Source organism: Bartonella sp. AD24XZML (assembly GCF_042196485.1).
GTDB lineage: Bacteria > Pseudomonadota > Alphaproteobacteria > Rhizobiales > Rhizobiaceae > Bartonella.
Genome location: NZ_JBHIQH010000077.1, coordinates 64,191 through 87,857, shown reverse-complemented (window position 1 = coordinate 87,857; position 23,667 = coordinate 64,191). Strand labels below are relative to the sequence as shown.

19 protein-coding genes and 2 tRNA genes are annotated in these 23,667 nt (G+C 37.0%); 16 read left to right on the top strand and 5 right to left on the bottom strand.

Going from position 1 to position 23,667, the window contains the following annotated elements; all coding sequences use genetic code 11:
- Positions 1-65: 65 nt before the first annotated feature.
- A tRNA-Phe gene (locus ACFIMX_RS07610) sits at positions 66-141 on the bottom strand.
- A gap of 398 nt (positions 142-539) precedes the next feature.
- Here ACFIMX_RS07610 and ACFIMX_RS07605 point away from each other — a divergent pair.
- From ACFIMX_RS07605 to ACFIMX_RS07595, 3 genes are all read left to right on the top strand, one after another.
- The gene (locus ACFIMX_RS07605) at positions 540-1,703 is read left to right on the top strand and encodes a phosphoserine transaminase (RefSeq protein ID WP_375613717.1); all 1,164 of its coding nucleotides are present in this window, start codon (positions 540-542) and stop codon (positions 1,701-1,703) included.
- 383 nt (positions 1,704-2,086) lie between these two features.
- On the top strand, positions 2,087-3,376 hold the full coding sequence (locus tag ACFIMX_RS07600) for an adenylosuccinate synthase (RefSeq protein ID WP_375640744.1): 1,290 nt from the start codon (positions 2,087-2,089) through the stop codon (positions 3,374-3,376).
- A 229-nt stretch (positions 3,377-3,605) separates the two neighbouring features.
- Positions 3,606-5,027 carry a hypothetical protein gene (locus ACFIMX_RS07595; RefSeq protein ID WP_375640746.1) on the top strand — a complete coding sequence of 474 codons (1,422 nt, stop codon included), beginning with the start codon at positions 3,606-3,608 and terminating at the stop codon, positions 5,025-5,027.
- A 203-nt stretch (positions 5,028-5,230) separates the two neighbouring features.
- On the opposite strand, the gene rpoH is transcribed toward ACFIMX_RS07595, so the two are convergent.
- The 3 genes from rpoH to ACFIMX_RS07580 form a co-directional block, all read right to left on the bottom strand.
- Positions 5,231-6,115 (bottom strand): RNA polymerase sigma factor RpoH, encoded by an 885-nt coding sequence (gene rpoH / locus ACFIMX_RS07590; protein ID WP_375618560.1) that lies wholly within the window; start codon positions 6,113-6,115, stop codon positions 5,231-5,233.
- Positions 6,116-6,263: 148 nt separating this feature from the next.
- Positions 6,264-7,268, bottom strand: coding sequence for an RluA family pseudouridine synthase (locus ACFIMX_RS07585; protein ID WP_375694275.1), 1,005 nt, complete (start codon positions 7,266-7,268; stop codon positions 6,264-6,266).
- Positions 7,269-7,297: 29 nt separating this feature from the next.
- Positions 7,298-8,728 carry an aldehyde dehydrogenase family protein gene (locus ACFIMX_RS07580; RefSeq protein ID WP_375694274.1) on the bottom strand — a complete coding sequence of 477 codons (1,431 nt, stop codon included), beginning with the start codon at positions 8,726-8,728 and terminating at the stop codon, positions 7,298-7,300.
- 460 nt (positions 8,729-9,188) lie between these two features.
- Between ACFIMX_RS07580 and ACFIMX_RS07575 the strand changes: the two genes are divergently transcribed.
- The gene (locus tag ACFIMX_RS07575) at positions 9,189-11,762 is read left to right on the top strand and encodes a DNA translocase FtsK (protein ID WP_375694273.1); all 2,574 of its coding nucleotides are present in this window, start codon (positions 9,189-9,191) and stop codon (positions 11,760-11,762) included.
- Positions 11,763-12,909: 1,147 nt separating this feature from the next.
- The gene (locus tag ACFIMX_RS07570) at positions 12,910-14,616 is read left to right on the top strand and encodes an ATP-binding protein (RefSeq protein ID WP_375694272.1); all 1,707 of its coding nucleotides are present in this window, start codon (positions 12,910-12,912) and stop codon (positions 14,614-14,616) included.
- 18 nt (positions 14,617-14,634) lie between these two features.
- Here the strand turns inward: ACFIMX_RS07570 and mscL are convergent, their stop codons facing one another.
- Positions 14,635-15,042: a large conductance mechanosensitive channel protein MscL gene (gene mscL, locus ACFIMX_RS07565; RefSeq protein WP_026500234.1), complete on the bottom strand. Its 408-nt coding sequence runs from the start codon at positions 15,040-15,042 to the stop codon at positions 14,635-14,637.
- A 1,315-nt stretch (positions 15,043-16,357) separates the two neighbouring features.
- Here mscL and ACFIMX_RS07560 point away from each other — a divergent pair.
- The 11 genes from ACFIMX_RS07560 (at position 16,358) to ACFIMX_RS07510 (ending at position 23,616) form a co-directional block, all read left to right on the top strand.
- Entirely contained in the window at positions 16,358-17,440 is a 1,083-nt protein-coding gene (locus ACFIMX_RS07560; protein WP_375694271.1) for a quinone-dependent dihydroorotate dehydrogenase, read from the top strand.
- Between the two features lie 139 nt (positions 17,441-17,579).
- Positions 17,580-17,656, top strand: a tRNA-His gene (locus ACFIMX_RS07555).
- A 545-nt stretch (positions 17,657-18,201) separates the two neighbouring features.
- Positions 18,202-18,516, top strand: coding sequence for a hypothetical protein (locus ACFIMX_RS07550; protein WP_375640751.1), 315 nt, complete (start codon positions 18,202-18,204; stop codon positions 18,514-18,516).
- An 88-nt stretch (positions 18,517-18,604) separates the two neighbouring features.
- On the top strand, positions 18,605-19,051 hold the full coding sequence (locus ACFIMX_RS07545) for a hypothetical protein (protein WP_375640752.1): 447 nt from the start codon (positions 18,605-18,607) through the stop codon (positions 19,049-19,051).
- Between the two features lie 26 nt (positions 19,052-19,077).
- Positions 19,078-19,515, top strand: a complete 438-nt coding sequence (locus tag ACFIMX_RS07540) for a hypothetical protein (RefSeq protein ID WP_375640753.1) — start codon at positions 19,078-19,080, stop codon at positions 19,513-19,515.
- 593 nt (positions 19,516-20,108) lie between these two features.
- On the top strand, positions 20,109-20,342 hold the full coding sequence (locus ACFIMX_RS07535; RefSeq protein ID WP_375694270.1) for a hypothetical protein: 234 nt from the start codon (positions 20,109-20,111) through the stop codon (positions 20,340-20,342).
- Between the two features lie 55 nt (positions 20,343-20,397).
- Complete coding sequence (locus tag ACFIMX_RS07530) at positions 20,398-20,625, top strand: hypothetical protein (RefSeq protein WP_375694269.1); 228 nt, start codon at positions 20,398-20,400, stop codon at positions 20,623-20,625.
- Positions 20,626-20,902: 277 nt separating this feature from the next.
- Entirely contained in the window at positions 20,903-21,475 is a 573-nt protein-coding gene (locus tag ACFIMX_RS07525; protein ID WP_375694268.1) for a hypothetical protein, read from the top strand.
- A 2-nt stretch (positions 21,476-21,477) separates the two neighbouring features.
- On the top strand, positions 21,478-22,392 hold the full coding sequence (locus ACFIMX_RS07520; protein ID WP_273787857.1) for a hypothetical protein: 915 nt from the start codon (positions 21,478-21,480) through the stop codon (positions 22,390-22,392).
- Positions 22,393-22,663: 271 nt separating this feature from the next.
- Positions 22,664-23,239: a DEAD/DEAH box helicase family protein gene (locus ACFIMX_RS07515; RefSeq protein ID WP_375694267.1), complete on the top strand. Its 576-nt coding sequence runs from the start codon at positions 22,664-22,666 to the stop codon at positions 23,237-23,239.
- A 14-nt stretch (positions 23,240-23,253) separates the two neighbouring features.
- On the top strand, positions 23,254-23,616 hold the full coding sequence (locus ACFIMX_RS07510) for a hypothetical protein (RefSeq protein WP_375618548.1): 363 nt from the start codon (positions 23,254-23,256) through the stop codon (positions 23,614-23,616).
- Positions 23,617-23,667: the final 51 nt, after the last annotated feature.

Here is a 23,667-nt window from a genome sequence, read left to right as displayed (position 1 = left end):
AGGTGGTCTAAAAAATAGAAAATCAAATAAAAAATTATATATTTCAATATGTTAAAGAGAAAAAATGGTGCCCAGACGCGGATTCGAACCACGGACACGCGGATTTTCAGTCCGCTGCTCTACCAACTGAGCTATCTGGGCATGCTTCTAAAAAATATAAAGCGTTTGCGGTTATAACATTAAAATTTTCTCTGTCCAGTCATCAAAAGAAAAATAATTGATTTTTTAATAAGTTTATCTCCCTATTCTAGAGCGTTATCAATGAATCTTTATCATAAAATAAATTTGATAGGTATATTGGACACTTTAGTGTATTGTTATTAGAATGCTGTCTTATTGTGGTGATGATACGAAAAAAATTAAAAGAATCAATCGAGAAGCATGATTAAGAAAGATTTTTTATAAAGTTTCCGTGAATTTTAAGCATACGCAATAATAGACAATATTTTTGACTTTTTTCTAAAAAGATTATTGATTAGTCTTTATAATAATTTGTTTTTCTTTATAAAGAAAGAAAAACATCTAAAAGGGGAGAAATAATGATAATGTTACAAAAACCAAGTAATCGTCCCAATAATACTAATTTTTCTTCAGGTCCTTGTAGCAAACGGCCTGGTTGGACTCTTGATGTTCTTAAAAATGCATTAGTTGGGCGTTCGCATAGATCTAGAGAAGCAGAATTAAAACTTGCTGAAGTTGTTAATTTAACCCGTGAGATTCTTGAGGTTCCTTCTGATCATCGTATAGGAATTATGCCAGGATCAGATACCGGTGCTGTTGAGGCTGCTCTATGGTCCCTATTAGGTGAGCGTGGCATTGATATGGCAGCGTGGGAAAGTTTTGGGTTTGGGTGGAATAAAGATGTTGTCGAGCAATTAAAGCTTTCTGATGTGCGTCGTTTTGAAGCTCCTTATGGTGAAATACCAGATTTAACACAACTTGACTTTGATCGGGATGTTGTTTTTACATGGAATGGGACAACTTCTGGTGTGCGTATTCCTAATGCAGATTTCATTCCGCATAAGCGGGCTGGATTGACCATTTGTGATGCAACATCGGCAGCTTTTGCGCAATATCTTGATTTTTCAAAATTAGATGTTGTTACTTTTTCATGGCAGAAAGTTTTGGGAGGCGAGGCTGCACATGGTATGGTGATTTTAAGTCCTCGTGCTGTTGAGAGGCTTGAGAATCATGTTCCAGCTTGGCCTATGCCCCAACTTTTCTATATGACAAAAAATGGAAAATTGAACGAAGATATTTTTAAAGGAAAGATCATCAATACACCTTCTATGCTTTGTGTTGAGGATTTCCTTGATGGGTTGAAGTGGGCAAAATCTCTAGGAGGTGCAGCGGCATTAAGAGCACGGGTTGAGAAAAATTTTTCTGTACTTGATGCTTTTGTTCGCAAAACGCCATGGTTAGAATATTTGGCAAAAGATCCTGAAGTGCGTTCTAACACCGCTATTTGTTTAGATATTGTGGATCCAGTGATTACTGCTTTGGATACGGAAAAGCGAGTATCTTTTATAAAAGCGGTTGTGAAGCGTCTTGATGAGGAAGGGGTTGCTTATGATATCGGTTCGTATCGCGATGCTCCTCCTGGGCTTCGAATTTGGGCGGGTATAACAATTGAGGCTTCCGATCTTGAAATTTTAACACAATGGCTTGAGTGGGCGTTCCAAGTTGAAAAAGCACAGCTTTAAATAATTACTGGTGATTTTCACAGGGTGTTTTTAAACAGAAAAAGGATACGAAAGATTATGATGATTTTTCGTATTCTTGTATCAGACAAACAGCCTCTAAATATTACATGAATTGTAAAAGATTAAGAGGAGGAATAAATGCTCTGTCAGGTGTTGGATACGCACAAATTAAAATCTCTATTTTTTTACTTTTTGTAGCAAAAATGACAGATTTAAAATATTTTGGTATTTGCTTATCTTTATTATCATAAATTTGAAAATTTAATCACTTGAAGATTGAGAAAAATCTGAAATGAGGAGTCGCACTTGCTCTAAGGTTTCGTTATAAAGAAGTGTTTGTTTTTGAATGCTGGTTTTTTTGACCAAACACGACGGAGAAAGTTATGGCCAATGTAGTTGTTGTCGGTACACAATGGGGTGATGAAGGCAAAGGTAAAATTGTAGATTGGTTGTCTGAGCGAGCAGATATCGTGGTAAGATATCAGGGGGGGCATAATGCTGGCCACACATTGGTTGTTGATGGAGTCAGTTATAAATTATCACTTTTACCGTCTGGTTTAGTGCGTGGCAAGTTATCAATTATTGGTAATGGTGTTGTTGTTGACCCTCATCATTTTGTTGCAGAAGTAAAAAAACTATGTAATCAGGGTGTAAAAATCACACCAGAAATTTTGCGTATTGCTGAAAATGCTCCTCTGATTCTTTCGTTGCATCGTGATCTTGATGCAATTCGAGAAAGCGGTTTATCTGGTTTAAAGATTGGTACAACAAAGCGCGGTATTGGACCGGCTTATGAAGATAAGGTGGGACGTCGTGCTATCCGAGTGATGGATTTAGCAGAAAAAGATACACTTATGGCTAAGATTGAGCGGCTTTTGAGGCATCATAATGCTTTGCGTCGTGGGATGGGTGTTGCAGAGATTGATTCTCAAGCGCTTTATGATGAATTGATGCAAGTTGCGGATAAAATTTTGCCCTTTATGGATTGTACGTGGCGTCTTTTAGATGAAGGTTATCGAGGAGGGAAACACATTCTTTTTGAAGGTGCGCAAGGTGCTTTATTAGATAATGATTTTGGAACTTATCCTTATGTAACGTCATCTAATACAGTTGCTGGGCAAGCATGTATAGGTTCGGGGATGGGACCTGATGCAATTCATTATGTTTTGGGTATTGCAAAAGCTTATACTACACGCGTTGGAGAAGGGCCGTTCCCGACAGAGCAGATAAATGATATTGGTGAATTTCTGGGAATGCGTGGACATGAATTTGGTGTTGTAACGGGTCGAAAGCGTCGATGTGGTTGGTTTGATGCTGTCTTAGTACGTCAGATGGTAACAATTTGCGGTGTTCAAGGTATAGCATTGACAAAACTTGATGTTTTAGATGGTTTGGATGAAATAAAAATTTGTATTGGTTATGAGCTTGATGGTAAAAGGATTGATTATTTACCTTCTTCCATGGGAGCTCAGGATCGGGTGAAGCCTATTTATGCAACATTAGAAGGTTGGAAGAAAGAAACAGCACATGCATTGAGGTGGGAAGATTTACCAGTGCAGGCTATTAAATATATACGCTATATTGAAGAACTGATTAATACAAAAGTGGCTTTATTATCCACAAGTCCAGAGCGTGAAGATACTATTCTTATTACGGATCCCTTTGTTAATTGATTATTGTTTTTAGATTTCTATATATGTTCTCTGTTCATTTTTGTATCTTTTTACAAAAAAGTTTTTAAGAGCACGTAAGAGAAAGGTGCAAAATAGCATTGTTTATTTTTCATATTCATTTTACATTATGTTGTACCAATATTAAATGGCAACCAATTTAGAAGGCTAAAATAAAGTTTTTTGGCTTTACTATTGATTTTTTCTCAGTTTAAGAGAGATTATAGAGGAAATGGTAGATTTCGTTGGAATCTTAAAAAAGACAATTAATGCACAAAATAATATTACACCACAAGTGCGTAAGCGGATTTATAAGCGGGCTACCGAAACACTAGAACATCAATTTGTAACAGCAAAAATACCACAAGCAATAGCGGATGAACAAAGAAAGATTCTTCAAAGTTCTATTGCAACTGTTGAAGGAGAATATTTAGCAGTTGAAAAGAAACGGCTTTCTTCAGTTATTGGGTGGAATCCCACAAATATAAATGAAGATAAGAAAGTTACAAAAAAAACTATATTACCAAAGAATAATGAATTGTCAGAGGTAAACATAAAAAGAAAGCAGGATTTTGTTACACGTTCAAAGGATAACAAGGTATTTGTTGAGCTTTGTGTATCAGATATACCAGATGCAGAGCCTGTTAATATGGAGGCTGATGTGCCTTCTCAGCATGTTAATAGCAGTGTGTTAAAGATTTCTCCTTCGCAGGAAGATAATCCGCATATTGTTTCGCACATTTTTTCTCAGGCTTTACGTCGTGCTAATAAATCGTTAGTGCAAAGGCGTATTGTGATAAGTGCTGTTTTTGTTGTTAGTTTTGTTGTTTTAATTGTTGGTATTTTTTTTGTTGGTGAGCGTGTATTTGTATCAAATGATTATCAGTTTTTAGAAGAAAATCTTCAAGCTTCTCACAGAGTACCAAAGGCATTTCCAATTAAGAGAAAGTTAACACAACGCTTATTAGAGGATGGAAGTGAAATTGATGTTGGTTTAAAACAAGCGATAGATTCTTCGGATGAAGAAGTACTCTCAACAGTTGTTGATAGCAATTTGCAATCGCTTGAAAAATCAGGTGAAGCTGTTTTCTATCAAGCACGTACAAATTATGATGCAGAAAAGATAGCAACGGGAAGTGCTCGCTGGACGCTTATAAAAGAGTCTCAAGTGAAGGGGTCTCCAGAAGAAACAACTATACAAGGTGATATAACAATTCCTGATGAAGGGATATCATTGCGGTTAATTTTACGTCGTAATACCGATCAGTCATTTCCTGCTTCATATATTATGGACCTTATTTTTATTCTTTCGGATAAATTTTCAGGTAAATCTATAAGCAATGTTCAAGCATTAACCTTTAAAGCAAGTGAACAATCCATTGGACAGGCTTTAACAAGAACCATTGCTGCAAAGATTAACGATGACTTTTTTCTTGTCGCATTGAGTGGTAATCATCCATTTCTTGATCGAAATTTACAATTGATGCGAGAATTAGATTGGATGCGTTTGGTGTTAACGGATAAAAATGGGCGTATAAGTGAATTAACCTTTGCAAAAGGACCAACAGGTAAGTCTATTTTTAATGAAGTTATTGGACAATGGCTTGCACAACAAGATAAGTTAACAGTTCTTGGTCAAAAAAATAAAACATAGATGCAAAAAAATAAACGGCTGTGAAGAATTTTCCACGACCGTCTTTATCAATTATATACCAAATACACTCACTAAATCTTTACATATCAATAACGTAAAGAATTCGATAGACTAATTTACAAGTATAAAGCCAAGGCATGCTTTTTTTCATTTTCACATTTAAAGAATGTGCAAACCATTGGCTTTATACTTAACTCTAGGTTTTACACTTGACTTTGAGATAAAGTAGAATCTTTGATAGAGTTTTGTACTTTTTCAAATGCACGCATTTCAATTTGTCTTACTCGTTCTCGACTAATATTAAATTCACCAGAGAGTTCTTCTAGGGTTAGTGGTACATCATTTAAACGACGCGCTTTGAATATACGTTTTTCGCGTTCATTGAGATTGTCCATGGCATTTATGAGCATGGAACGGCGATTTTCTAATTCACTTTTTTCAATTAAAATTTGTTCTTGATCGTTAGATTCATCCACCAACCAATCTTGTAACTCGCTGTTTTCTCCTTCTTTTGTCCGAATTGGTGCGTTGAGTGAAGTGTCACCACCAAGCCTACGATTCATTGATACAACTTCATCTTCTGTGACATTCAACTGGGTTGCAATTTCTTTCACTTGTTCTGCATTGAGATCGCCACTATCAAGTGCTTGAAGTTTACTTTTTAACTTACGAAGGTTGAAAAACAAGCGCTTTTGATTAGCTGTTGTCCCCATTTTCACCAAACTCCAAGAGCGCAATACATATTCTTGGATTGACGCTTTAATCCACCATATTGCATAGGTTGCAAGACGAAAACCCCGCTCTGGTTCGAAACGTTTAACAGCTTGCATGAGTCCAACATTGCCTTCTGAAATGACTTCCCCAATGGGAAGTCCGTAGCCCCGATATCCCATCGCGATTTTAGCTACGAGACGCAAATGGCTGGTTACTAGCCTATGCGCAGCTTTTAGATCATTATGCTCACGGTAACGCTGAGCTAACATATATTCTTCTTTTGGCTCAAGCATTGGAAAACGACGCACTTCTTCCAAGTAACGGTTTAAACCACCATCACCTGTCATTACTGATAATAAATTCATATGGGCCATATAGCACCCTCCTTTCATCTGAATTCCCTGATAAGGCAAATTCTATGTTTTAGATAGCTAACTATCCTCATAACCTCACTCTAGCATATTTTTCAATTTTGTTCAAAAAAAGATATTTTATTGTGAAATCTTGAGAAGGGGAAAAGTTTCAATTCATTTTTTTTAAAAGCTTAATAAGTTTAGCCATATCTTGAGGCAGTGGTGCGGAAAACGACATAACTTTACCGGTAGAAGGATGTTCCAAAGTAAGACTTGCAGCATGGAGTGCATGTCGGTTGAATTGATCGATTGCATTTCTAATAGTGGGGTTGAATGTGTTTGATTTTGTTTTAAAAGCGTTTCCATAAACTGTATCGCCTATGAGTGGATGCCCCATATGAGTCATATGAACACGGATTTGATGGGTGCGTCCAGTTTCTAAGCGACATTCCAGAAGGCTAGCAAAAGATGTTGAGTCTGCATGAGAGCCATATTTTTCAAGCAGAGAAACATGTGTAACAGCATGACGAGCATAAGGGTTTTGGTTATGGATGACAGCTTGCTTTGTCCGGTTATGGGGCGAACGGCCAAGTGATGCATCAATTGTCCAGACATTGCGCTGAGGTGTTCCCCAAATCAAGGCATGGTAGCGTCGATCTAATGCGCAGGTACGTCCATGATCAGAAAATTGAGCACTGAGACTTTTATGAGCTAGATCATTTTTTGCAACAACCATAACACCGCTTGTATTTTTATCAAGACGATGGACAATGCCAGGGCGTTTAACACCACCTATACCAGATAAACTATTCCCACAGTGGTAAATAAGGGCATTAACCAATGTACCGGTCCAATTTCCATTCCCAGGATGAACAACAAGACCAGCTGGTTTGTTAATAACAATGATATGATCATCTTCAAAAAGAATGTCCAATGCAATGGCTTCAGCGCTAGGTTCTGCATCACGAAGGTCCGGCATTTCCAATTCAATTATTTGGTTAGGTTTTAATTTTATTTTTGGTTCCTTTATGAATTGACCATCAATTTTAAGACAGCCTTCACGGATGAGGGTTTGCAAACGCGAACGTGAGAGCACATCATGATATTGTTTTGCGAGCCACTGATCAAGACGTTGCCCAAGAGCACCTCCATCCGTTATTTTCTGTATTACCATACGATTCCTATTAAGTTTTTAACAAGATTTTACCAGTACGAAATTGCTTTACTATCGAGAAATTCTTTAATTCCCCAATGTCCTCCTTCACGAGCGCGCCCAGAAAATTTTACACCTCCAAAGTAGCTTCCACTGGGTAATCCATGTCCATTAACTTCTACCATACCAGAGCGTACTTGTGCCGCAATACGACGACATTTGTCGCGATCTTGCGATTGAATATAGTTTGTAAGACCATACTCAGTCTCATTCGCTAAAGCGACGGCTTCTTCTTCTGTACTAAAAGAAAGAATCGAGAGAACTGGACCAAAGATTTCTTCTTTAAAAATACGCATATGAGGTTTTACATCAGCAAAGACTGTTGGACGGACATAATAACCGCGTTCCATTCCTTTTGGTGAACCAGTCCCGCCTGCAACAAGAGTTGCACCTTCATCAATTCCCGATTGGATAAGATCTTGAATTTTATCATATTGTTTTTTTGAAACAACGGGCCCAATATGATTTCCTTCTTGGCAGTTTGGTCCTACTTTTGTTGTTTCTGCAATATCTTTGGCTATTTTCACGGCTTTGTCATAGATGCTCTGTTCCACAAGCATACGAGTTGGTGCATTACAACTTTGTCCACTATTATAAAAGCAATGTCGTGCACCACGTTGAACAGCATCTGAGTCGGCATCAGCAAAGATAATATTCGCTCCTTTTCCCCCAAGTTCCAGACAGACTCTTTTTAAAGTAGCGCTGGCATTTTTAGAAATATCTTTTCCTGCTCTAGTTGAACCAGTAAAGCTGATCATTTCTAAATCTGGATGTGCAGAGAGGTAAGAGCCGACAGTTGCACCATCACCATTGATTAAATTAAAAACACCGGCTGGAAGTGCGGCTTCATCTAAAAATTCAGCAAAAAGCATAGCAGAAAGAGGCGCAATTTCAGAGGGCTTTAACACCATGGTACAGCCAGCCAAGAGAGCAGGAATAACTTTAAGAGTTACTTGATTCATGGGCCAATTCCATGGCGTAATTAATCCTACGACGCCGATAGGATCGTAGTGAAGGATTGCTTGCTCATTTCCCTTTATTAAAGTTTTTTGGAACGAAAACTCTTTATAAGCTTCGATAAAATTGCGAATATGGGAACTTCCGGTTGCAGTTTGCGCATTAAGCGCCATATCAATTGGTGCTCCCATTTCCATTGAAATGGTTTTTGCCATGTCTTTGGAACGTTTTTCGTAAATCTCTAGAATTTTTTCAACAAATCCAAGACGCTCATTTGGTGATGTTGTTTTCCATTTTTGAAAGGCTTCTTTAGCCGCATTAATTGCTTTATCGGCATCTTTTGTACTTCCAAGGCTAATGACAGCACAAGTCTCCTCTGTTGATGGATTAATGACGTCAAAATCGTGAGGAGTGCTTGGTTCATCCCATAGACCATTGATATAAAATTTCCGTGTATTAAACATAATTCACTCCCTTTTTTCTATTTGTATTTATGTAATTATGATTGTCTTAGTCTAAGCCTTTTTAAACGAGGATAACAAGGGTAATCTTATAAAAACGCGAGAAATTAGATTATATCGTGATAATTGAGCATGGAGAGTTCAATAGAGCAATGCTTATTGTATTATTGAGACTAGTTTCTTTTATGAAAAGGGAGAGAAAGAGAGGCATAGACAATTTTCTTGAAGCTTTTTTATCATGAAGTTTTCTTCAAAACAAATGAAATACGAGCTCTATGACACCATAAACTGGGCAATTTATATCGTAAATATGCAAAAGGCAGATTATGAATATGCATTATGGCATTATTTTTTTCATTAAAAAGTAACTATCAGCAAAAGGTTATTAACCTTCGTATGATAGTTTCTACGAATTCTTTTTGAAAAGGTTATTTTTCTCATTACTATAAATTTGTTGGATGCCATGCATAATTCGAAAACAAAATCTATTTCTACGTCTTCTTTTTCTGATGATGGTACAAAAGGTGCATCAAGAGAAGATTTATCTGTTAAGATTACTGAGATATTTCCTTATCCGGAAGTGTGGAAAAAGGCATTTGCCCTCGGAAAAAACGTCCGTTTCACGAGAACCCCAGAAGTTGAGATTTTGCGTCGTCGTATAGAAATAGATCCAGTTTTTGCAAAACAGTTTAAAATTTTTACGAAGCAAGATCAAAAAAAAATTACAGATACAGATATTGTACGTTGTAACAAGAAAACAACAAATATTCTTTCGACAAAAAAAGTCATTAATCCTCAATCAATAGAGAATAAAACATCAGTTTGTCATTCAACGGTTCTGAAGCAGTTGTCACGACAAGCTATTCATATGCCGTCAGCAAATATTCCACTTGAGGAGGATAAACAAGAACATAAATTACAAGTGGAAAATGTGCTACAAAAAATAAAACCTGCGTTGCATCTTTCCGATGATGCATTTTTTGAGTGTGAATCTTTGATATTTGAACATGTGGAGACTCAAACTTCAAAAGAGGATGGAACATCAATTGACACGACAAATGAACTCACACCTGATATCCCCACAGCCTTTGATGAGTCAATAACTGCTCTTTACCGTGTTCTTGAATACCGCTTTCCACAACTCTATGATTCAATTACATCAGAATCTCCAGCGGAAAGAATGCGAGGTGTTGAGAAAATTTCTGATTTAATGCATACAAATAATGATACTACTAAAGGGTGTCATTCTAAGCTTTCTGTTGAAGATTCTGCTCATACGTTAAGTAATACAGGGGCGTTAAGTGATGCAGGGGCTAGTATAGAGACTGAAAATACCAATAATATTGTCGCCAATAATACTGTTGATTGTATAAACAAAGCCGTCACAAAGAATTCAAAAGATTTTTCTGTGATGCAAGCAAACAGTAAAACTAAAACATTGCAATCTACTCGTATGCCATTAGGTAATTATGATTCTGCTTTTATGCAAAATATTCAATCTATTGACTGTGATATTTATGAATTTCCTCCGATCAACTTATTACAGGAACCTGTTTTTCATGAAGGTACGATGATTCCTCAAGAAACATTAGAACGTGGTGCTGGACTTTTGGAAAGTGTTTTGGAAGATTTTGGCATTAAGGGTGAAGTTATCCATGTTCATCCAGGGCCAGTGGTAACAATGTATGAATTTGAACCCGCTGCGGGTGTAAAATCATCACGCGTTATTAATCTTTCTGATGATATTGCGCGTTCTATGTCTGCTATTTCTACACGCGTTGCTGTAATTCCTGGACGTAATGTTATCGGGATTGAGTTACCCAATGCGGTTCGTGAAACCGTTTATTTACGGGAATTAATCCAAACACGTTCTTTTCGTGAAAGTGAATTTAAACTTGCTCTTGCTTTGGGGAAGGGGATTAATGGTGAACTGGTCATTGCAGAATTAGCAAAAATGCCTCATTTGTTGGTTGCAGGAACAACAGGATCAGGCAAGTCTGTTGCAATTAATACAATGATTTTGTCGATTCTTTATCGTATGACACCAAAGCAGTGTCGTTTGATCATGGTTGATCCTAAAATGTTAGAGCTCTCTGTTTATGATGGCATTCCACATCTTTTAACACCCGTTGTCACAGATCCCAAAAAAGCAGTAACAGCTTTAAAATGGGCGGTTCGTGAAATGGAAGAGCGTTATCGCAAAATGGCTAAGTTGGGTGTGCGTAATATTGATGGTTTTAATGCACGCGTTGCACTTGCAGCTCAAAAAGGCGAAACGATCATGTGTACTGTTCAGTCGGGTTTTGATAAGGAAAAAGGGGAAATGCTTTATCATGAAGAAGCCATGGATCTCACGCAGCTTCCTTATATTGTTGTGATTGTTGATGAGATGGCTGATCTTATGATGGTGGCAGGGAAAGAGATAGAGAATGCTATTCAGCGCTTAGCGCAAATGGCGCGTGCGGCAGGTATTCATCTTATTATGGCAACGCAACGTCCTTCTGTTGATGTTATCACAGGTACAATTAAAGCGAACTTTCCTACCCGCATTTCTTTTCAAGTAACATCAAAAATTGATAGTCGTACGATCTTGGGTGAACAAGGTGCTGAAACACTTTTAGGTCAGGGGGATATGCTTCATATGGCAGGTGGTGGACGCATTGTGCGCGTTCATGGACCTTTTGTTTCTGATGAAGAAGTTGAATCCATCGTTGCACATCTAAAAATGCAAGGTAAACCTGATTATTTAGCAACGGTAACAGATAATGAAGACGATAACAAAGAGGATAATTCTGCTGATTCAGCTGCTGGAATTTCTGAGGAAGAAAATTTTGATGAAGAGGGTGAGGAACTTTATAACCAAGCTGTAAAAATTGTTATGCGTGATAAAAAATGTTCAACATCTTATATTCAGCGCCGACTTTCAATCGGCTATAATAAAGCAGCTTCTCTCGTCGAGCGGATGGAAGAAAAAGGCATTGTTGGAGCCGCTAATCATGTTGGAAAACGTGAAATTTTACTCAATGAAGGAAAATAAACAAACACATTTAAAAATATGCAATTTTTTAAATATCTGACAGTCATTATTTAAATGTGCTTGTTTTATTTTTTTATATAATATTAAAAATTTAAATGGAGAGTAATAAAGAAAAAGCGATCTTTTGTATTAAGACTTCTGATGAGGTAAACAAGCTGATATCAAAGGAGATTATGAGATATTTTTAACATTTCTAAATGATCTGGAATATAAAGAAATTAAACAAATCTTTATATGAGGACAGATGATTTGTGTTCTCTTTTTTACAGAGAATTTTTTTAATAAAATAGTGCGGTGGCATATTTTTGTTTTTTCTTTTGTAGCGATTCTAATGAAAGAAAGATCTTTGGAAGATTATTGAGAACATCATAAAAAAAATGCCCAATATGCAAGTTCTGTTGCATGGGGTACTTTAAAGCGCTACGCTGAATTTATTATCATTTGATATTATTGGCTCAAGAAAGGTGTTCTTACGAGAAGCTTTATTTGAAAAAGAGATTTTTATAATGCAGTATATTGATTTATAGTAATTTATCATTATTCACAGTGAATAAAAGTCTCAAACATTATAAGATTTTCTCATTTCAAATCTGTTTCTGTTGAAACAATTAAAACCATTTCCTTGCGTATCATAATAATGTAGGAGTAAAAAAGTTAAAAATGCTGCTTATGAATGCCTTCAAATGCTAAGAACTATTGGTGACATTAGGGGCTGAAATTAGTATAATGATGGTGCTAACCAGCTCTTTTATAAGCATAAAAATGGTAATGCACAATGCCTTGATATCCTCTATAGGGACCTTTACATTACACCATTTACGGAAGCTGTCGTAAAATAAGCTTGGCGATCTTGGGAGATATCTTTTCAAAACAGGCGCATGAATGCGTAAAATAAGTGTATTCTTTTTGAGTACTATTTATGCGAGGGAGATGTTATCATTATTGTAATAAGATTTATTACAATAATGGGTGAATAAGCAACCAGAGCTGGAAGCTTCTTTTTATTCTTGTTTTGTTGATGAAACAGTCAAAATTTTGCTACAGACAATTGATATGAGATATCAAGTTATTTTAACCAGAATAGATAATTGTAAACAAATTAGCATTATTCATTTGAGAGTAAATCCAACACTTTTTAGTTTTAGTTATGCCATTAAAAGCAGATGAGTTAAAGTTAAATACAAATGAATTAAAATGTCAGCAAGAAGCTTTTCGTTTTACACCAGAGCTTTTGCCACGGCCTTTTACGTGGGAAATCGATCACAATGGTTTGTTTTGTGAAGTCTCAAAAGAGCTAGCTGAAGTTGTTGGTCCTCTCTCTTCTTCTATTTTAGGGTGTAGTTTTCATGAGCTTGCTCATCAATTTAATGATGATCGATATCTGGTTCTCAGTCATTTTATTGAAGCGGCTATGCCTTGGAGTAAAGAGATTGTTCAATGGCCTGTTGATGGTTGCTTACAATGGCTTGATGTTGAATTGTCGGCTTTGCCAATTTTTGATGTTACAAAGCAGCTTAAGGGGTTTCGTGGCTTTGGTGTTTTAAAAATACAAAAAAAAGTCCAAGAAAAAAGAAATGAAAAGCTAGAAACAGAAATGCCATGTCTTACGGAGATCGAACGCTCAGCTTTTCGTGAAATCGCAGAGCAATTGCGTGATGAATTGAATTCATCGGTAAAAGAAGAAAATTTAGTTGAAGAAACAGCTATTCAGTTACCATATGCACAAACATTGCCGATAAATGCTATAGAACAAGCTCTCGTAAAAGAGCCCGCTGCAGTTTTATCATTGTTGGATACAGCAACAGATGGCGTTTTATGGTTGGATGAAGAGGGCTTTATTCAATCAGCGAGTAGGGCAGCCTTAGCATTAATGGGTTATGAAATAAATAAACTACGAGGACAGCTATTCTCTTCATTATTTACTTTGCAAAGCCGACTTTTGGTTGAAAAATATTTTAAATCAATCCGTATGGAGGGAAAAAATCAGGTTTTAAATCGCAGTGAAACCGCTAATTTAATGACAAAAAATCATAAAAATATAACCGTTTTGATAACGATTGTATTTTTGGCAAAGCAAGGCAATTATGCTGTTATGTTGCGTGATAGGACACAAACAGTTCTATCAGGAGAAAAAAAAGCAGAAGAGGATAAAATCGTTGGAGTTGTTCATGAAATACGAACACCTTTGAATGCTCTTATTGGTTTTGCAGAAATTATGAGAGAAGGCCGTTTTGGTTCAATAGAAAATGAGCGCTATCATGGATATTTACGCGATATTATTTCCTCTGGAAAACATATATTATTGCTGATTAATCAATTACTAGAGTGCTCGAAGATAAATTATTCTGGTTCCGATAACCAGATTGATTCTTCCCTTATTTCTGAAACATTTGATGTAATATCTTGTTTACGTGCGACGATAGCTTTTCTTGAAACTCAAGCCAATCAGAACGGCATTATCATGCGTATTGTTGCTCCATCTCACGTTCCATTTATTCCTGTATCACAACAAGTGTTTCGCCAGATTATATGGAATCTTCTTTCCAATGCTATTCGTTTTACACCTTTGGGTGGACAGATTATTGTTCACGTTTCTTATAGAAAAGAACGTGTAAAAATTTCAGTGAGTGATAATGGTATAGGGATGAACGAAGAAGAGATTATACAGGCACTGCAACCTTATGGTCAAGTAGAGCGCAAAGATGGCCGATCTGGTGATAGCGCTTTTATGGGAACAGGTTTAGGCCTCCCAATGTGTAAAGCAATGGTGGAAGAAAGAGGGGGACAATTTTTACTGTTCTCAAAACCCAATCATGGAACAACTGTGGAAATGTTTTTTCCTCGTGTTCCATGATGTAAATCTTGCATAAAATTATTTTTTCTTAGCCAAAAGATCTCTAATTTCTGTTAAAAGTTGTTCTTCTGAAGACGTTTTTTTGGGGCTTTCTTCTTCTTTTCTACGAATTTTATTCATAGCCTTAACGAATAAAAAAAGAACCCAAGCAATAATGAGAAAATTGATAAGTAAAGTAATAAAGTGTCCATAGCTAATGGTTGCTCCAGCTGCTTTGGCGGCACTCAATGTTGCTTGTTTTTCGCCAGCAAGTTGAATAAACATATTAGAAAAATCAATTCCACCCGTAATCAGCCCAATGATTGGCATAAAAATATCATTGACAATTGAGTTGACCAAGCTACCAAAAGCACCCCCTATAATCACACCGATAGCAAGATCAATCATATTACCTTTTAGGGCAAATTCTTTGAATTCTTTAAGCATTGCGTTTTCCCCTTTATATAAGCGATATACGGTAATTTACTTACCGCTTTTGATGAAAAAGGAAAGGGCAGATTTTATTTTTAGGATTATATTACGATATTAATCTTATTTTCAAAGAACTTTATAAGGTTTAATAAAGAGCTTTAGGGCTCTATTTGAATGTACATAGAATATTTCCTAGAAAAAAGCTTTTTTGATAAAAACTATATCTGCTTTTTCAACAGAAAGTAGAAAACTGTAGCTTAATTTATATAATTGCCTCAAGATTTTTATTTTAACATTAAAAAGAGAGATTTTTACACAATACCACAAAATGGGCAGTGTTGAAAGCTGAGCTATCAGAAAGTTTCTCAAATGAAGTACATATAAATGAAGCACATATATTGGCATAACATTTTATTATAAAAAGAAAATTTAGGAATAAAAAATATATTTCAGCACTGATAGAAGAAATAGATAGATGAGACAGGAGTAAAACTTATAATTTAATTCCTCTTAATTCAGTAAGCGATAATAGTAATTAGGAGGGCATTATGGCTTATCTAAAAGCTATTTGTATTGGGTTGCATGAGCTAAAATGGCGATAATTCCGATGGAAGAAACACATTTCATCTGCTGGAAGATTGTATCAGTTTATAAATAGCAGAGCTATAGGGTTTGCAAGATCATTTTGGTTTGAAAGTCGTTGGTATGATGTGTGAGTTCAATGATCAACTGTCATTACTTGAAACATATGTTAGACAGAGCACTTAATAGATGCAGAATTGTATTTAACGCATCAGAAATGGCAAAGGAAACAACGCAGATTTCTCAAAATTTTATCAATAGAGTACAAATTGATTGAACATTCTGTTACTAATAAATGGTGCAACAATAGTATGAATTTAGATGACTTTATGAACCATGTATTCTATAAATGCTAGGAAAAAATAGCTTTATAAAGCAAGCTCTGTTTCTATTGGAAACGATATTACACAAAGGAACTTTGGGAATAGAGATAATTTGCCTGCATGAGACGTTACAAAACCATGACTATGGTGAAGAGCCTTTGATGTTTCAATTTATGCTGCATTTTATAAGATTAGGATTCATATTTTAATCTTTAACAAATGTCGAAAAAGAGAAACATTTTTTAGAATAAAAAGTTTTTTACACAGTATACATCAATATAAACATGTATGGCTATTATGTGATGAGTTTTCTTTTAGAAGAGGAATATTATTTGGATAATATGCTCTCTTTGATTGGTAATCTTTTGTGTTAAAAGATATAGGTGAGGTGCGATGGATCATTTTTATGTTGTGGAGAAGGATTGATGAGTTTTTTTCGTTGTATTGGCCGTTCTGCCTTATTTATGTTGGATCCAGAGCAAGCACACGGTTTAGCGATTCTCGGGCTGAAAAGTGGATTAAATGGCTGTCAAAAGGTTATCGATAAACGTTTGTGTGTAACTGTTGCTGGGCTTGAGTTTGAAAATTTTATTGGTTTTGCAGCGGGGTTTGATAAAAATGCAGAGGTTGTAGATGGTATTTTTCGGTTAGGATTTGGTTTTACTGAAATTGGGACAGTGACACCAAAGCCTCAGATTGGAAATCCTAAACCACGGCTTTTTCGTTTAAAAGAAGATGAAGCGATTATTAATAGAATGGGTTTTAATAATGATGGACATCAAGTTGTTTACAACAGATTGCGTGCGCGTAAAAAAACTGGTGTTGTAGGAGTCAACATTGGAGCCAATAAGGATACGGTCGATAAGATTGATGATTATACTGTTGGTATTGCTCATTTTTATGATGTTGCTGATTATTTTACGGTTAATATTTCTTCTCCTAATACACCAGGTTTACGTGATTTACAGGCCCGTAACAGTTTGCATCTTTTGTTGAGTGCAGTTTCGCAAGCGCGAAATGAGCAAGAGAATAAGCATGGATTCTCCATTCCTATTTTTTTAAAAATTGCCCCCGATTTATCAGAGAAAGAATTAGATGATGTTGCTGAAGAAATAAAACTTTCTGATTTTAATGGACTGATTGTTTCCAATACGACTCTTGCACGCCAAGGTCTTAGCAATAGTCACTTCAGTAATGAAGAGGGTGGGCTTTCTGGACGTCCACTTTTTGAGCGTTCTACTATTGTGCTTGCAAAAATGCGTAAAAAATTAGGGAAGGACATTGCAATTATTGGTGTTGGCGGTGTAAAGGATGCACAGACCGCTTTGGAAAAAGTAAAATCTGGTGCAGATTTAATTCAATTATATAGTGGGATGGTTTATGAAGGTCCACATCTTGCCATAACTATTCTGCAAGAGATTTTGCAGATGATGCAACAAGACGGTGTTGATAACATAAAAGGCTATCGTGATCATAGTCTTGAGCATTGGGCAAAATTTCCTTTGTAAAAAACGCTTTTTTCTTCACAAAAAATTGCGAGATTTTTTTAAAGGGGCTTGCAAACTTTGTTGATTTTCCTTATGTCACATAAGCATAAGAATAAATGTTTACGAAATCGTGAACAGTTATGATACATTTTCTTTTTATGCGGTTGTAGCTCAGTTGGTTAGAGCGCTGGTTTGTGGCACCAGAGGTCGTAGGTTCAAATCCCACCAACCGTACCATTTGTCTTGTTACAACTTTTCTAATTCTTATTTTTGGCGTTTTGTGAGGCGGTTAAAAGTCCGTGCTTGGCGGGCTTTTTTGCGTGTGAGTCGTCACGGAGCAGAGACCTTGCGCGGATGATTTTTCTCAAATTTTGCCCAAAACGGAATGATACGATCAATAATCGCTTGAAATATAAACGGGTTAACTCAATCTATGATTCTGATTGCAATTGCAACAATAAATATCTCTATCAGTATATTTATATACTTTTAGTATATTTTGTAAACCAAGAGAATCCTATTTGACTTTCATTATTATTGCTCATAATATAAACCATTAAGTTTAAACACATAAAATAAGTAAGCATAAATCTACTAAAATATGCCATATTTTTGACACAATACCCTTAATTTTGTCAGCTATATATTATAAATGCGAACTTGCATAAAAGTGCATTCATATCTCCAGGGGTGTTTCGGTGGTTAATTATGGGTAAGCCATTTTGGCGCGGGGACATAAGTAACCTTGGGGGGGTATTTATACACTAAATTGGAGAAAATAAATGAGATTTTCAAGTAGTTCGTACGATTATTGCAGTGCCGATAATTTTAGTAGCAAATATAACTCTGGTACTGCGTTTGGTAGCAAGTATGGTGGTAAGATTGTCCTTGCGAGTGGTTTTTTCATAGGGTGGGCAGCGGGGCGTAATCCTATGGCTGGCATGGACGTAGGAAGCTTTGGGGAAGCTGTAGGCAATCAATTCGGAGATATCATAGGCGGTTATGCTGGTTATGGTGTGGCTGCTGCCCAGTGTGGCACACAGTTTTTGGGTCAATCTATTGCTAATTCAGGTGGTGGGATGTTGATGCACTTTTGATATAGTTCTTTGGGTTATCCTAAAGCCTAGAACGGTGGTACTGTAAAAGGTGCCACCTTTATGTTTGAAATATTGCACAGGAGGAGCTATGGGCGAGTTTAGTATAGTGCTCGTTTATTTTTGTCTGTGGTTTGGCATGTTGTATCTATTCCTCAAAACTATTGCTATTAATGGAAAAAGCATGTTAGGCAGGGAGAACACGGTTACATTCATAGTGGCGGCATTGGTTGTTCCTCCTCTCATTTATGCCTTTGAGTATTTTGAGTATATAGTCGGTGTGCCGATAACATCTTCTCATGTTGCTATAATTATGTTCTTTCTTTCTTTTTGCATTGAATTTATACCCAATATAGTAAACAATATAAAATGCTTTAGTTTGTCCATTATCGCAAGTTGCCCCATTTTTTTCATCGCAGCTGGTTTTATTGTTATGAGTGATGACGTTCTGTTAGATTTTTTTGATCTGCAGCTTTCGAGCTATATTTATCTGCTTTTCATTATTCCGTTGATGATAGGGGGGCTCGCTATGTCCTAATTGCTAAAGCTTTGAAGGAAAAATCTATGTCAGTGCTAGATTTAAGCATTTGCATTGGCTGTGGGTTTGCCATAGGCGTCTTTTTTGTGTCATCACTGCTTTTATCAGACCTTCGAGAAATCTATCAACAGATAGGTTTTGCAAACAGGGAGGCAGTGAAAAAAATGTTTGATTACGCGGTGTTTGGTTTTGCTATTCTAACGGGCCAAGTTTTTGTGACATTTTTGATGATTCTCTTTGTTACTACAAAGAAATATTATTGGTTGGTCCTTGATGTTCTTGCAGAGCTGTTTTTTAGCCTCTTTGTTTCTTATTATGTAGCGTTTGTTCATACAGATGATGACTATGGAATGGTTAGAAATTGGATTTGTTTGATGTTTGTTGTTTATGTGTACGCGCGTTACATTAAATCAAAGAATGTGAAGCTTAGCGTGATTAACCCGTTTAAAAAGAAAACTGAGTGAGAAGACAGGAGGCTATAGTTCTTTGGGTTATCCTAAAGCCTAGAGCAGCCAACCCAGGAGAGGCAGTTTCTGGAGCAATAGTAGGCGGGGTCCCGTGGCGCAGCCGCGGGTATTGTTAAAGCTGGTTGGGATTGTGTTCGCTCTAAGTGGTGAAATTGTTGTTTGACCTGGCTTTTTTAACAAGGTAAAGGCCTTGCTAAGGGGTACACTATCAGCCTCTTAGCAGGGAGTTTTTCTCCTGCAATAATATCTTGGTATGCTTGGGAGGGCAAGGCGCTTTAAGGAAATTATATGTCTGACTTAATTTTTGGAATGTTGCTTAGTTTTGGGATAAGTTCCAGCCCTTGTCTCCTTAAAAACAATGGCTTGTTGGGCGAGCGTGTCATTTTTTTGGGGGGGGGCTAGCTGGCCTTTCCTGCGCTATCATCTTCGCTTATCCACATAGTGAAAGTGGGCTTCCAGACTTATCTTTGCTTTTGGTATGTTATCTTGGCATTCTTTTAAGTCTGCACGAGCACTACTTATATAAATATTTAGTTCTTGGATTCTGTGGTGCAGTTGCTACCTTGTGTATTGGGGCAGGTTTTATATATTTGAGTTCTTTGTTGCCATTGCCTGCTTTGTCTGCTGCTAATAATAGCCAGCAGCAGGTGGTGCATTACATGAGTTTGGTTGCTGCAAACTATCCCTTTTTTATCCTTTTGATATCAGTTTTAACTGCGGAGCTTTTGCGTTTGTGGTTGCTTCGCGTATATAAGCCAGAATTAGCTGCGCGTGAGGTCCTTTATTTCGGGCTGGGCTTGGGGTGTTCTAGACTTATGCTATAAGACCCTCCCAGCTCTTTTTCTTTACTTGAATTACCGTGTTGATAGGGCGCCACAAATGGTGGGCTATGTCGCATTTGAATCTTGTCCACAAGCGATCAGCTATCTTATTGCCGCGGGCATGATTGTATTGATGCATGTTGTAAATACGCGTTTTATGTATCTTGGTTTCCAAGATAAGCGCAAGGTCTATTTCTATCTGCCTTTTGTAATTCATTTTGCGGTTGGTCTTTTGTTTATGTTTGACATTTCTTCAGGCTATGCAATTAATAAATTCTATTTTTGAGGCTTGCAATAATGCTTGACAAATTGACATTATCTGTTAGCTGCGCCGTTTTTTGTCTGGTGCTGATTATTTTGCCTTTGATGAAGAAAAAAACATTGGTTGAACATTTGGTTTTCTTGCTCGTTGTTTTGTGTCTTGTTTTTCTTTATGTTTATGGCGCTACGAGTTATTTTCCTTATTATGTTTTGGCGCTTTCGCTTATATTGGGGTACCGCTGGTTACTCTCTTTGGTTAAAGCGTTTAAAGGCACGAAGGCGATTATTGGGGCAAGCGCTGGTTGTTATGTGCTTTTGATTTTTCTGCTTATAGTACGCCTAATATTGTTTTTGCTGTTGGTCTATTCCCTATAGGCATGGCGATTATGCAGTTTTTTTTGCTCTCTCATTGGGTGACAGAAGATAATGGCAATGGTGTAGAGGCAGCACTGGGCGTGGGAATGGGGGTTTGGGGGGTTGCTATAGGGCTTGCACTGCTTACATCTCTACCAGAAGCTGTGAAAATCCTACAAGGGGCTTTTAGTCTTGATAGGGACGCCTTACTTTCTTTACTTGAGACGGTAATATATTATACGTTTATTATAGGTCTGAATCTTTTATCAACTTTTTTAATGCTTGTGGTTTGCCTTGACAAGAAATGGCGTTTTTTTGTTCTTATCCTGCTTTTACAATGCTTGGCGGCTTGGGCGCGCTTTTCATGGCGGGCCGCTGAGCCAGAACTTCTTGCAATTGGGCATTATACAATCGCTACTATTCTTATGTTTGCTCTTATGCGGCAAATTTATGATTTTGTGCAAGACAGATTATCCATGAAGAAAAATAGCAGTTGCGCTGTAGTAAATGAGGGGGCATAATAATGTTGGTTTTATTTATTACTTCGCTTCTCGCAGGCCTTATTTATGGCGCTGTCATTTATAATTTTTTTCGCTCTACGTTTAGTTGGATAAATGTGCTGTTGAGCGGCATAGTTTTTGGGGTGATTGTTCTGTTAGTATGGCGTTACTCGGAAACAGAACATAAACTTGATGCCTTACGTTTACTGCAAGTGCTTGGCGTTGTTTTTCTTCTATGTGTGTTTCATCATTTTCTGAAGTTCAAATTGGTTGTCGCTGGTGCTGTGGGATGGTTTGTTGCTAGCTGCATTGCTGGCGGGTTTATTGCTTTTTGGGAGCAATCTGTAATAAAAACGCTTTATATGATGAGTATTGTTGAAACCAAGAGTCGTGCAGAGCAGGGGCTGGCGCTTGTTTTTTTATTTTTAACATTTTCGGTTTTTTTTGTTGTAGCAGAAGAAGCTATGCGTCGTTGGTTAGTTACTAAGTTTTATCGGTGCTCGCCTAGTTTGTTGTGGCGTTTGCCGCTGAATATTGGCATAGGCTGGGGTTTATGCGAATTAGTTTATAAGGCGCTAGGGCCTTTCCTTGTTTATAATGGCTGGCCTATTCGATCTAGGTTATTAGCCAATGAGTATGTAATTTTTTATTCCTGGACGCAAGCGAGTATTTTTTTGTGTGCTTTAATGAGCGTCATACTCATGCATATTTTCAATACATGCTTGGCGTATCGTGGTGTTGTTACGCGCTCTAAATTTTATGCGTGTGCGCCTTTTTTTGTCCACGCTATTGTTAACTGTTTCGGTGCAACAGTGTTGGTTACAGAGAAGGTTTGGTTTAATGTTGGGGGCAGCTTGTTTATTCTACTTTGTGTGATGTTGTTCGTATATTTTGAAAGCAAAAATCCTTTAATACAAAACATAAAATTGCGCGCTTAAAGTGTTGTAGAGTGATGAATAACTTTGCGTACTCTAAGTATGGCTAGAGAGCCTGATACGCGCTTTCTGTTCTGCAAAAAAATAGAGAAGGTTAGCACCGAAGTAAGGCGTCCAGTACCAAGAGCGACGTCATTTTTGCACTAATTGGGGGAGGGTGTGCCACTGTCCACGCGCATATGGGAGTTTGCAAATATGCTATCATGTAACTTTCTAGTGTCTTCCTTTCTATTATCCTCCATGAGATTGAAGATGGGAATCTTGAGGCGGCGATATGAGACTTAAATTTAAACAACAAGAATTTCAAAATGATGCGGTTAAAAGCGTCATTGATTTGTTTAAAGGCCAGCCACAACGGGATTCTTCTTTTTCTTTGCATTCAGAACAAGGACTATTAGCGTTAAATGAATTTGGTTATGGTAATCAATTATTGATCAGTGATGAAAGCATATTAGCAAATTTACGAGAGGTGCAACAGAACAATAAACTCTTGGCGAGTGAGACGCTAGAGCAAAAGCAGTTTTCTATTGAGATGGAAACGGGAACAGGCAAAACTTATGTCTATAGCAAGACGATTTTTGAGTTAAATCAACGCTATGGCTTTACCAAATTTATTATTGTCGTACCAAGTGTTGCTATTCGCGAAGGGGTATATAAATCACTTCAGGTAACAAGAGAGCATTTTCAAGCAGAATTTGATAATCTGCCCTATCGTTATTTTATTTATAATTCAAAAGATCTTTCGCAAATTCGCCAATTTGCAAGCTCTACCAATATTGAAATTATGATTATCAATATTGATGCATTTAAAAAGCAGAAAATATTATCAACCTTCCGCAAGATAGACTGAATGGCGAAAGCGCTATGCGCTATATCCAAGACACAAAACCGATTGTGATCATAGATGAACCGCAATCGGTGGATAATACAGCAAAAGCGAAGGAGGCTATTGCGAGCCTTAACCCGCTTTGTGTTTTCCGCTATAGTGCCACGCATAAAGATGATATTAATCTTTTATATCGTTTAACACCTGTTGATGCTTATCAAAAAGGACTGGTAAAGCAAATTTGTGTTTCTTCTAATCAGATAGAGCAAGATTTTAACCGTTCCTATATTGCCTTGAAATCCGTATCACACAAACATGGCTTTAGGGCGCGCTTAGAGTTCGATATTGCGGGAAAGAATGGCACTGTGAGCCGCAAAACAGTTACAGTGAGACGGCGATGATCTGTATCGCGTTACGGGCGGACGTGAGCTTTTATAAGGGCTATATTGTTT

Excerpts from the sequence above, each read along its gene's own strand:
- ACFIMX_RS07605 (WP_375613717.1), top strand. The coding sequence starts at position 540 with ATGATAATGTTACAAAAACCAAGTAATCGTCCCAATAATACTAATTTT.
- ACFIMX_RS07600 (WP_375640744.1), top strand. The coding sequence starts at position 2,087 with ATGGCCAATGTAGTTGTTGTCGGTACACAATGGGGTGATGAAGGCAAA.
- ACFIMX_RS07595 (WP_375640746.1), top strand. The coding sequence starts at position 3,606 with ATGGTAGATTTCGTTGGAATCTTAAAAAAGACAATTAATGCACAAAAT.
- rpoH (WP_375618560.1), bottom strand. The coding sequence starts at position 6,115 with ATGGCCCATATGAATTTATTATCAGTAATGACAGGTGATGGTGGTTTA.
- ACFIMX_RS07585 (WP_375694275.1), bottom strand. The coding sequence starts at position 7,268 with ATGGTAATACAGAAAATAACGGATGGAGGTGCTCTTGGGCAACGTCTT.
- ACFIMX_RS07580 (WP_375694274.1), bottom strand. The coding sequence starts at position 8,728 with ATGTTTAATACACGGAAATTTTATATCAATGGTCTATGGGATGAACCA.
- ACFIMX_RS07575 (WP_375694273.1), top strand. The coding sequence starts at position 9,189 with ATGCATAATTCGAAAACAAAATCTATTTCTACGTCTTCTTTTTCTGAT.
- ACFIMX_RS07570 (WP_375694272.1), top strand. The coding sequence starts at position 12,910 with ATGCCATTAAAAGCAGATGAGTTAAAGTTAAATACAAATGAATTAAAA.
- mscL (WP_026500234.1), bottom strand. The coding sequence starts at position 15,042 with ATGCTTAAAGAATTCAAAGAATTTGCCCTAAAAGGTAATATGATTGAT.
- ACFIMX_RS07560 (WP_375694271.1), top strand. The coding sequence starts at position 16,358 with ATGAGTTTTTTTCGTTGTATTGGCCGTTCTGCCTTATTTATGTTGGAT.
- ACFIMX_RS07550 (WP_375640751.1), top strand. The coding sequence starts at position 18,202 with ATGAGATTTTCAAGTAGTTCGTACGATTATTGCAGTGCCGATAATTTT.
- ACFIMX_RS07545 (WP_375640752.1), top strand. The coding sequence starts at position 18,605 with ATGGGCGAGTTTAGTATAGTGCTCGTTTATTTTTGTCTGTGGTTTGGC.
- ACFIMX_RS07540 (WP_375640753.1), top strand. The coding sequence starts at position 19,078 with ATGTCAGTGCTAGATTTAAGCATTTGCATTGGCTGTGGGTTTGCCATA.
- ACFIMX_RS07530 (WP_375694269.1), top strand. The coding sequence starts at position 20,398 with ATGGTGGGCTATGTCGCATTTGAATCTTGTCCACAAGCGATCAGCTAT.
- ACFIMX_RS07520 (WP_273787857.1), top strand. The coding sequence starts at position 21,478 with ATGTTGGTTTTATTTATTACTTCGCTTCTCGCAGGCCTTATTTATGGC.
- ACFIMX_RS07515 (WP_375694267.1), top strand. The coding sequence starts at position 22,664 with ATGAGACTTAAATTTAAACAACAAGAATTTCAAAATGATGCGGTTAAA.
- ACFIMX_RS07510 (WP_375618548.1), top strand. The coding sequence starts at position 23,254 with ATGCGCTATATCCAAGACACAAAACCGATTGTGATCATAGATGAACCG.